Annotated in this window: 1 protein-coding gene; it reads right to left on the bottom strand. The window is 67.7% G+C overall.

Annotated features, from left to right (window positions below; translation table 11 throughout):
- Positions 1-2146 (bottom strand): DNA-directed RNA polymerase subunit beta (gene rpoB / locus C229_RS0128855; protein ID WP_018658597.1); only part of this gene is annotated, 2146 nt, incomplete at both ends.

Below are 2146 nucleotides of genomic sequence, written 5' to 3'. Positions count from 1 at the left end.
ATGACCTTGCCCTGCTCGCCGTGAGGGACCTTCAGCGAGGTGTCGCGGACCTCGCGGGCCTTCTCACCGAAGATCGCACGCAGCAGCCGCTCCTCGGGCGTCAACTCGGTCTCGCCCTTGGGCGTGACCTTCCCGACCAGGATGTCGCCGGGAACCACATCGGCGCCGATCCGGATGATGCCGCGCTCGTCCAGATCCGCCAGGACCTCTTCGGAGACGTTCGGGATGTCCCGCGTGATCTCCTCGGGCCCCAGCTTGGTGTCGCGCGCGTCGACCTCGTGCTCCTCGATGTGGATCGACGTGAGCACGTCGTCCTGGACGACCCGCTGGGAGAGGATGATCGCGTCCTCGTAGTTGTGGCCCTCCCACGGCATGTAGGCGACCAGCAGGTTCTTGCCGAGCGCCATCTCGCCGTGATCCGTGCACGGACCGTCGGCCAGGACGCGTCCCGCCTCGACCCGCTCGCCCTCGCTCACCAGGGGCTTCTGGTGGTAGCAGGTGCCCTGGTTGGAGCGCTTGAACTTGATGACGCGGTAGGTGGTGCGGGTGCCGTCGTCGTTCATGACGGTCACGTAGTCGGCCGAGACCTCCTCGACCACACCGGCCTTCTCCGCCACGATCACGTCACCGGCGTCCACGGCCGCCCGGTACTCCATACCCGTGCCGACCAGCGGCGCCTCACTGCGCAGCAGCGGAACCGACTGACGCTGCATGTTCGAACCCATGAGCGCGCGGTTGGCGTCGTCGTGCTCCAGGAACGGGATCATCGCCGTCGCCACCGACGTCATCTGGCGCGCCGAGACGTCCATGTACTGGACCTCGGCGGGCGGGATCAGCTCGACCTCGCCGCCCTTCTTGCGGATCAGGACCTTGGACTCGGTGAACCGGCCCTCGTCGTCCAGGCGTGAGTTGGCCTGCGCGATGACGAAGCGGTCCTCCTCGTCGGCCGTGAGGTAGTCGATCCGGTCGGTGACGCGGCCGTCCTCCACCTTGCGGTAGGGGGTCTCGACGAACCCGAACGGGTTGACCCGGCCGAACGCGGCGAGCGAGCCGATGAGGCCGATGTTCGGGCCCTCCGGCGTCTCGATCGGGCACATGCGGCCGTAGTGCGACGGGTGGACGTCACGGACCTCCATGCCCGCCCGCTCACGCGACAGACCACCCGGGCCCAGCGCCGACAGCCGCCGCTTGTGCGTCAGGCCGTCCAGGGGGTTGCTCTGCTGGAGGAACTGCGAGAGCTGCGACGTGCCGAAGAACTCCTTGATGGAGGCGACGACCGGCCGGATGTTGATCAGCGTCTGCGGCGTGATCGCCTCGACGTCCTGCGTGGTCATCCGCTCCCGGACCACGCGCTCCATCCGGGCCAGGCCCAGCCGGACCTGGTTCTGGATCAGCTCACCGACCGTGCGCAGCCGCCGGTTGCCGAAGTGGTCGATGTCGTCCACCTCGATCGGCACCGGGACGCCGCCGACCGGGGACTGCTCCTCGCCGGCGTGCAGGCGGACCAGGTACTCGATCGTCGCGACGATGTCGTCCTCGGTGAGCGTGCCCTGCTCGGTCTCCAGGTCCAGGCCGAGCTTCTTGTTCACCTTGTAGCGGCCGACCTTCGCCAGGTCGTAGCGCTTGGGGTTGAAGTACAGGTTCTCCAGCAGCGTCTGCGCCGACTCCTTGGTCGGCGGCTCGCCCGGACGCAGCTTGCGGAAGATGTCCAGCAGCGCGTCGTCCTGGCCGGTGGTCTGGTCCTTCTCCAGCGTGACGTTGATCGACTCGTAGGCGCCGAAGCGCTCGCGGATACGCGCCTCGTCCCAGCCCAGCGCCTTCAGCAGCACCGTTACCGGCTGCTTGCGCTTGCGGTCGACGCGCACGCCCACGTTGTCGCGCTTGTCGATCTCGAACTCCAGCCAGGCGCCGCGCCCGGGGATGATCCGGCACCCGTAGACGTCCTTGTCGGACGCCTTGTCCAGCGAGCGGTCGAAGTACACGCCCGGGGAACGGACGAGCTGCGACACCACGACGCGCTCGGTGCCGTTCACGATGAAGGTGCCGACGTCGGTCATGAGCGGGAAGTCGCCCATGAACACCGTCTGGCTCTTGATCTCACCGGTGGTGTTGTTGATGAACTCCGCCGTGACGAACATCGGAGCGG

It is taken from the genome of Actinomadura flavalba DSM 45200 (genome assembly GCF_000374305.1).
Classification (GTDB): Bacteria; Actinomycetota; Actinomycetes; order Streptosporangiales; family Streptosporangiaceae; genus Spirillospora; species Spirillospora flavalba.
Note: the sequence above shows the minus strand (reverse complement) of the source record. Positions and strands in the feature narration are given on the sequence as shown.